6 protein-coding genes are annotated in these 7,734 nt (G+C 67.1%); 4 read left to right on the top strand and 2 right to left on the bottom strand.

All coding sequences use genetic code 11. The features are described from left to right. The 4 genes from BGN95_RS06635 to BGN95_RS06620 form a co-directional block, all read left to right on the top strand. Positions 1-380: GMP synthase (glutamine-hydrolyzing) (locus tag BGN95_RS06635; protein WP_502688261.1), on the top strand; the 380-nt coding region annotated here is incomplete at its 5' end. A gap of 229 nt (positions 381-609) precedes the next feature. Then, a complete protein-coding gene (locus BGN95_RS06630) occupies positions 610-3,441 on the top strand; it encodes a PAS domain S-box protein (protein WP_286772027.1) in 2,832 nt (943 codons plus the stop codon). Next, positions 3,434-3,805 carry a response regulator gene (locus BGN95_RS06625; RefSeq protein ID WP_265314468.1) on the top strand — a complete coding sequence of 124 codons (372 nt, stop codon included), beginning with the start codon at positions 3,434-3,436 and terminating at the stop codon, positions 3,803-3,805. The genes BGN95_RS06630 and BGN95_RS06625 overlap by 8 nt, the downstream gene beginning before the upstream one ends. Positions 3,806-3,915: 110 nt before the next feature. Further along, entirely contained in the window at positions 3,916-4,080 is a 165-nt protein-coding gene (locus BGN95_RS06620) for a hypothetical protein (RefSeq protein WP_179512547.1), read from the top strand. 41 nt (positions 4,081-4,121) lie between these two features. Here BGN95_RS06620 and BGN95_RS06615 read toward each other — a convergent pair whose 3' ends face one another. Then, positions 4,122-5,465 carry a PepSY-associated TM helix domain-containing protein gene (locus tag BGN95_RS06615; protein WP_286772026.1) on the bottom strand — a complete coding sequence of 448 codons (1,344 nt, stop codon included), beginning with the start codon at positions 5,463-5,465 and terminating at the stop codon, positions 4,122-4,124. Then, positions 5,462-7,734, bottom strand: a 2,273-nt coding sequence (locus tag BGN95_RS06610) for a TonB-dependent receptor (RefSeq protein WP_286772025.1), incomplete at its 5' end; no start/stop codon positions are given. The genes BGN95_RS06615 and BGN95_RS06610, both read right to left, overlap by 4 nt.

Raw genomic sequence — 7,734 nt, 5'->3', positions numbered from 1 at the left:
TTCCCCGGCCCCCCGGCCCGGGCCTCGCGATCCGTATCCCGGGCGAGGTGACCAAGGAGCGCTGCGACATCCTGCGCAAGGCCGATGCGATCTATCTCGAGGAGATCCGCAACGCCGGGCTGTACGATGCGATCTGGCAGGCGTTCGCGGTGCTGCTGCCGGTGCGGTCGGTCGGCGTGATGGGCGACGGGCGGACCTATGACAGCGTGCTGGCGCTGCGCGCGGTGACCTCGACCGACGGGATGACCGCACAGGCGTTCGAATTCCCCGGGGGCTTCCTCCCGCGCGTCGCGACGCGGGTCATCAACGAGGTGAAGGGCGTCAACCGCGTCACCTATGATTATACGTCGAAGCCGCCCGGGACGATCGAGTGGGAGTGAGGGGGAGCGATAGCGTTTTTGCTTTCGCCTAGATCGTCGTGCGCGAAAAGGGGGCCGGTTAGCACCGGCGCGATGCTGGACCCGGCCTTCGCCGCGGTGGCGGTCCCAATCTTACCCCCGCACCATCGCGTGGATCGGTCTGGTCGTGTAAGCGTTGCCCACGACAGGCTCTCATCTGACCGTTGCATCGTGATCGATCGGCGTTTGCGAGCGACAGGCGGAGGCGTGGATGCCGGACACCGAGACGATGTTGAAGCGCCAGCAGGTCCTGGCCGACTTCGGCAACCTCGCAATCCGTTCCGAGGATCTCACCGAGATCCTCACCGAGGCCTGTCGCCTCGTCGGCCGGGCGCTCGGCACCGATCGCGCCAAGGTGCTCGAGATCATCGGGGGTGGCAGCGAATTGTTCGTGCGCGCGGGGGTCGGCTGGCGAAGTGACGTCGTCGGCCGGTTGCGGCTGCCGATGAGCGAACATTCGTCGGAGACCTATTCGATCGATGCCGGGCATCCGGTCATCACCCAGGATATCGCGCACGAGACGCGGTTCGATGTGCCGCAGTTCCTGAAGGAAGCGGGCATCGTCGCGTTCGTGAACGTGCCGATCTTCGTGCCCGGCCCGCGCGCCTACGGCATCCTCCAGGTCGACAGCACTGTACCGCGCCGGTTCGACGACGACGATATCCAGTTCCTGCGGACCTATGCCGCGATCCTTGGGCCGGTGATCGACCGGCTTCAGCTGGCAGCCGAGCGGCGCGCGGTGGAGGCGCAGCGCGCCACCGAATTCGCCGCGATGGAGGTGTTGCAGCGCGTGAGCGCCGAATTGGTCGGGGAGCATGAGCCGCAGGTCCTGTATCAGAAGATCGTCGATGCCGCGGCGGTGCTCACTGGGTCGGATGCGGCCAGCATCCAGATGCTCGATCCGCCGAGCGGGCGGCTCAAGCTGCTCGCGTGGCGCGGCTTCCACCCCGAATCCGCGAAATTCTGGGAGTGGGTGAAGGCCGATACCGGCAGTTCCTGCGGTCGCGCGCTGGAGGTCGGCGAGCGTATCGTCGTCCCCGATATGGACCGGTTCGACGGGCATTTCGAGGATGTCGAGGCGTATCGGCGCTCGCGCATCCTGTCGGTTCAATCCACCCCGCTGCGTGCGTTCAACGGCCAGGTCGTGGGGATGATGTCGACCCATTGGTATGACCGGCGGGAGCTCGCGCCGGACGGCTATCGCTATTTCGACGTGCTGGCGCGTCTGTCGGCGGATCTGATCGAGCGCCACCAGGCCAACGCGCGGATGCGCGAGAGCGAAGCGCGGCTGGCGGCGGCGTTCGAGACCGTGCCGGTCGGGGTCGGGGTGATCGACATGTCGGGCAATGCGGTGATCTCGAACACCGAATATCGGCGCTTCATGCCGAGCGGGATTGTCCCGTCGCGCGATCTGCAGGGCGCACGGTGGCGCGCATGGGACGCCGATGGGGAGATGCTGAAGCCCAAGGACTTTCCGACCGCGCGGGCGCTGCGTGGCGAAACGATCGTTCCGGGCAAGGAGATGCTGTTCACCAATTCGGAGGGCGCGGCGATCTGGGCCACCGTCGCCACCGTCCCGACGCGCGACGAGCAGGGGCGGGTGACCGGTGCCGTCACCGCAATCTCCGATATCAACGCCGCGAAACGCGCCGCCGAGGCGCTGCGCGCCAGCGAGGAGCGGCTGCGCCAGTTCGGCGAGGCGTCGCTCGACGTGTTGTGGATCCGCGATGCCGAGAAATTGCAATGGCAATATCTGACCCCGGCGTTCGAGGCGATCTACGGCCTTAGCCGCGAGGAGGCGCTCGGCGGCAACAATTTCAGAAACTGGCTCGATCTGATCATCCCCGAAGACCGCGAGCGCGCCGTGGAAGCGATCGGGCGCGTCCGCAAGGGCGAGCGCGTGACGTTCGATTATCGCATCCGGCGCCCGGCCGACGGCGCGATCCGCTGGCTGCGCAACACCGATTTTCCGATCATCGACGCCGCGGGGCGTGTGACGCTGATCGGCGGCGTGGGGCACGATCTTACCGAGCTGCGCGAGACGCAGAACCGGCTACAGGTCCTGATGGAGGGCATTCCCCAGCTCGTCTGGCGCGCGGACGATGCCGGGGACTGGACCTGGTCGAGCCCGCAATGGAGCGATTATACCGGTCTCAGCCAGGCGGAGAGCGCAGGGCTCGGCTGGCTGAACGCCTTCCACCCCGATGATCGCGGCGCTGCGCGGCTGGCGTGGCGCGATGCGCCGCGGACCGGGGAACTGGCGCTGGAGGCGCGCATCAACCACGCCGCGACGCGCGAATATCGCTGGTTCAAGACGCGGGCGGTGTCGGTGCGCAACGAGGCCGGCACGATCAACGAATGGCTCGGGACCTCGACCGACGTTAACGACATACGCGATCTTCAGGATCGGCAATTGGTGCTGGTCCGCGAGCTCCAGCATCGCACCCGCAACCTGATCGGTGTCATCCGGTCGCTATCGGAGAAGACCGCGCGCGCCAGCGGCGATCTGCCCGAATTCCGCGAGCGGTTCGGCGACCGGCTAGAGGCGCTGTCGCGGGTGCAGGGGCTGTTGTCGCGGCTGACCGAGCATGATCGCGTCACCTTCGACGAGTTGATCGAATCCGAGCTGGCGGCGATGAACGGCGTTGCCGAGGGAGTCAGCCTCGCAGGGCCGCGCGGGATTCGGCTGCGCTCCTCGACGGTGCAGACCTTGGCGATGGCCTTCCACGAGCTGGCGACCAATGCGGTGAAATATGGCGCGCTCGGGCAGCCGCAGGGAAAGCTGACGGTGACCTGGTCGATCGAACCGCCGGGCGAAGGCGGGCGGCCGTGGCTGCGGATCGACTGGATCGAGAGCGGGGTCAGCATGCCGCCTCCCGGCGCCCGCCCGAATGGCGGGGGACAGGGGCGTGAGCTGATCGAGCGGGCCTTGCCCTATCAGCTTGGCGCCCGGACCGACTATCGCTTGGGCGCGGACGGGGTTCATTGCACGATCACCATCCCGGTTTCGGCCACCGCGTCGCAGGAGGAAGCCGATGTCTGACAGCTCGCTGCGCGGCTGCCGCGTGCTCGTCGTGGAGGACGAATATCTGCTCGCGATCGAGCTCGAATTTCATCTCGTGGAGGCTGGGGCGATCGTGCTCGGTCCCGCGGGCACGATCGAGGATGCGGTGGCGATCATCGATGCCGAGCCGGCGATCGACGGGGCGATCCTCGACGTCAATCTCGGGGGCGAGACGCGGTTCACCGCGGCGGATATGCTGCTGACGCGCGGCGTGCCCTTCCTGTTCACCACCGGCTATGACGGCTCGATCTTCCCGCCGCGCTTCGCCGATATCGTTCGGTGCGAGAAGCCGATCACCGTCAAGCGGGTGACGGAGGTGATCGACCGCCTGATCCACGCCTGAGGGCGGCACGACACCTGCCAACACAGGTTAATTCGAATCGATCGCGGTGCCGCGGCCGTCCGTGCTAATCTGGGACACGGATGGAGGCGACTCGAATCCGGGAGAAGGCGATGGACGGCGAAGCGACACGACGCGGCGGCGACCGGGAATTCCACGAGCGGCGGGCGCGCCAGGCCTATGGGATGGCCTATCGCGCGACCTCTCTCACGATACGCAGGCTGCATCTCAAGATGGCGATCGAGCATGAGCGCCGTGCCGATGTCGCCGACGGATAGCCGGGCAGCGGCGGGCCGCTCGGCCGACAAGCGCGGGGGCTTCAGCCGGGCGCGCGGCTGAGCCCCAGCCATTGCCGCGTGACGCGCCACCGGCGCAGCACCATCCATTCGAGCGCGAGCATGGCGATCAGCGTCGCGCCGAACAGCGGCAGGTAAAGCCCGAGCGCACCGATCGCCGCAACCAGCGCGACGCCGAATCGTGGGCGCGACAGCGGGATCGGCGCCCCCAGCAGCCCGATCGGTCGCCGGCGCCACCACATCACCGCGCCGCTCGCCGCGAGGGCGATCAGGAGCAAGGCGGTCAATGTGCCGAGGATCTGGTTGGCGATCCCGAACAGCGCGCCCTCGTGCGCCGCGACGCCATAGCCGATCGTGCGGTCGATCCAATGGCGTTGCGCGAAATCGACGCGGTTGACGAGGCGGCCGGTCGCCCCGTCGATCTTGAGATCGCTGCGCAGCGGACGATCGGCGGCGTCGGACGATATCTTCCACGGCGCACCCGCACGCTTCGGCGGCGAGATCAGCACCGGCGGCGCCACCCCGAGCGGCCGGACCGTGGCGATCACCCGTGCCAGTTCGCCCGGACGGGGCGGCGGCGCGGGCATCGTCATCCCGCGATGGTCGGCGTGGCCCGACATGGCATCGGCCGCGGGCGCCTTGCCGCCGATCGTCCAGTCGACCGGGCCGCTGGCCGTGCCGGTCAGCGTGCGGACCTCGCCGAGATAGCTTCCCCAGCCCTTGGCCCAGGGCAGCCCGGTGAGGATCAGGAAGAGCGCGAAGACCGATACCCAGATGCCGGCGGTGGCGTGGATGTCGCGCCAGAAGACCCGCTGCCCGCCGCTGAGTCGCGGATAGAGCAATCCAGCCAACCCTTTGCGCCCGCGCGGCCACCAGAGATAAACGCCGGTAAGGATCATCACGATCGCCCAGCAGGCGGCGATCTCGACCAGATAGCTGCCGACCGCCCCGGCGAGCAATTCGCCGTGGAGGTGAAAGATCACCCGCATCGGGCGCGTCTCCTCGGTCGCGACCTTGAGCACGGCGAGGCTATGCGGATCGACGTAGACCCGTTTGTCGGCGCCATGATCGGCGACGAGGATGCGGACGGCCTGATCGTCGCGCTCCGGCAGCACATATTTGCGCAGCGTCGACCCCGGCACCGCGCGGCGCGCGGCGGCGACCTGCGCGTCGGGTGACGCCACCGGGCCGTCGGTCGCGAGATGGTCATAGGGTCGGTCGAGCCACGCCTCGATCTGCGGGCGCCACAGATAGATCGAGCCGGTGAGCGCGAGCCAGATGACGAACGGGATGCAGAACAGCCCGGCATAGAAATGCCAGCGCCATACCGCATTGTACCAGCGGGTCCCGGGGGCGTGGACGCTCATAGCTTCACCCCCGCTTCGATCATGAAGGTGCGCTGCGGATAGGGGTGATAGACCCAGGCACGATCGTTGGTGAGATTGTTGACCCCGGCCGAGAGCCGGAAATGGTCGTTGATGTCGACATTGGCCTTTAGGTCCAGGGCGAAGAGTTCGGAGGTGTAGCCGTAATCGTCACCGCGATAGAAGCCGTCGAGATCGGTGTTGGGACGGCTGGCGTAGCGCACCCCGACCACCGCCTGAAGCGCGGGAGTCACGCGATAGCGCAAATTGCCGTTGAGCCGCCACCGCGGGATGCGCGGAAATTGCACGCCTTCGGATGCGCGGTCGGACGGGTTGCTGACCGTGATCGCATCGATCCACGCGCCATTGCCGTCGATATCCATCCCGCGGATTGGCCAGTCGCGCGTCTCGGCGATCAGCTCGAGGCCATATTGACGCGTCAGATCGATATTCTTGTAGCTGGAGGTCGACACCCCGTTCTGGTTGAAGCCGACGAACTGGAAGATCGTGTTGCGGACGCGCTGATAGAAAGCGCTGCCGGTCAAGGTCACCGGGCCGAAGCGATGGCGCAGCAGCAGATTGGCGTCCTTGCTCCGTTCCGGCTTGAGCTTCGGATCGAAGCTGTTGGGATTGAAGCTGCCGTCGCCGTTGAGCGAGCCTTGGAACAGCTCGCCGACCGTCGGGAAGCGCGTCGCCATCGCGAGGCTGAGCTCGGCGATCCACCCGCCCGCGAAGACATGCCGCAACGCGATCTTCGGGCTCCACGCATCGTCGCTGCGGCTGGCGTAAAGCTGCGTCACCGGCAGTCCGGTGAGCGGCCCGGCCTTGGCGATCGCGGTGATGCCGCCGTCATAGGCGCGCCACCGGTCGTAGCGGACGCCCAATGTCAGCCGGGTCGCATCGTCGAGCGCGATCGCATCTTCGGCGAAGCCGCCGATCATGGTGCTGCGTCCGAAGGTGCGGGTGCTGAGCCTTGGGGCGGTGCCGGTGCGCCAGTTGGTCGTCGCGAACACGCTCTGGTCGGTCTCGTAGCGATTGCCGTCGACGCCGAAGGCGATCGCGTGCCGCCCGATCGTGCGCGTGGCGATGAGATCGCCGGTGTACCAGCCGGTCGGCCCCTGATGCGTCCACTGGCCCGCGCCGTCCGCCAGCCCGGCGGCATAGCCGTTGGACTGGTAAGTGTCCTGCCGCGCGAAACGCAGCGTCGAGATGTTGAGCTGTACGTCGAACCCGGCGACCGGCGCCGCAATCTTCCCGCCGAGCAGATATTCGTTCTTGTAGGCCAGCCCCTGGCGGAAGCTGCTCGCGGCATTGAGCGTGTAGCCGTGCCCGCCGAAGCTGACGAGCCCGGTGGCGTCGCCGTAGAACGGCCGGCCCGCCGCATCGGTGATATAGCTTCTCGGGTTGAGCGTCTTTTCCTCGTTCCACCAATAAGCGAACAGCAATTCGCCGTGGACCGCGCCGGCGTCGTAACGCAGCTCGGCGCGCGCCTGATCCTGCCGGCTGTGCGTCAGCGAATAATCGCCGACCACCGGGGTCACCACCTTGGTGCCCGTCACCGGCATCAGCTTGGGGTCCACGACCGCGCCGCCGATCGGCGTGCCGGCCGACGGGTCGTTATAGGCCGATGCCGAATAGCCGAGCTGGTAGAATTGCATCGGCTGGCCCTGGTTGATCAGCCGCCGCGCGGAGACGCGCACGCCCCAGGCGCTGTCCTTGGGCTTCCACGCGAAGCCGCCCTCGGCCGACCAGCCCCACAGATCCTCGCGCGTCTTGAACTGATCATAGGGCTGGAAGAAATTCTGGAGGTTGACGAACAGCTCGGTCTTGTCGGGTGGGCGCGTCGTGATGTTGACGATCCCGCCCATCGAATTGCCGCCGTAACGGGCGGAATAAGGCCCGTAGACGATATCGAACTGCTGCACCTCATTGGGGCTGACGACGCCCCAGGCGGGCGGGAAATTGAACGAATTGCCGAGGAAGTTCGAGATCACGAACCCGTCGACCATCGCCAGCGTCCGCGCCGATTGCGTGCTGTGGGTGCCGCGGAAGCCCGGCACGGCATTATTGTCGCCGATGAACCGCGTGCGCACGAAGAAATCGGGCGCATATTTCATCAGATCCTCGACATTGGCGGCGTTGACCCCGGCGAATTGCTCGTCGCCGAGGCTGACCGACAGGCCGCGCGGCTCGATCGAGATCGGTTTCTGCGTCTGGCCGACGACAAGGATATCGTTGGCCGGGGCGGCATCGGCGGTCTGGGCATGCGCGG

Source organism: Sphingomonas sp. 66-10, assembly GCF_001897045.1.
GTDB classification, from domain to species: Bacteria; Pseudomonadota; Alphaproteobacteria; order Sphingomonadales; family Sphingomonadaceae; genus Sphingomonas; species Sphingomonas lycopersici.
This window is presented reverse-complemented; position numbering and strand designations above follow the sequence as displayed.

What these genes read in the sequence shown, in the direction of transcription:
- BGN95_RS06615 (WP_286772026.1), bottom strand. Translation starts at nt 5,465, where the DNA reads ATGAGCGTCCACGCCCCCGGGACCCGCTGGTACAATGCGGTATGGCGC.
- BGN95_RS06625 (WP_265314468.1), top strand. Translation starts at nt 3,434, where the DNA reads ATGTCTGACAGCTCGCTGCGCGGCTGCCGCGTGCTCGTCGTGGAGGAC.
- BGN95_RS06630 (WP_286772027.1), top strand. Translation starts at nt 610, where the DNA reads ATGCCGGACACCGAGACGATGTTGAAGCGCCAGCAGGTCCTGGCCGAC.
- BGN95_RS06620 (WP_179512547.1), top strand. Translation starts at nt 3,916, where the DNA reads ATGGACGGCGAAGCGACACGACGCGGCGGCGACCGGGAATTCCACGAG.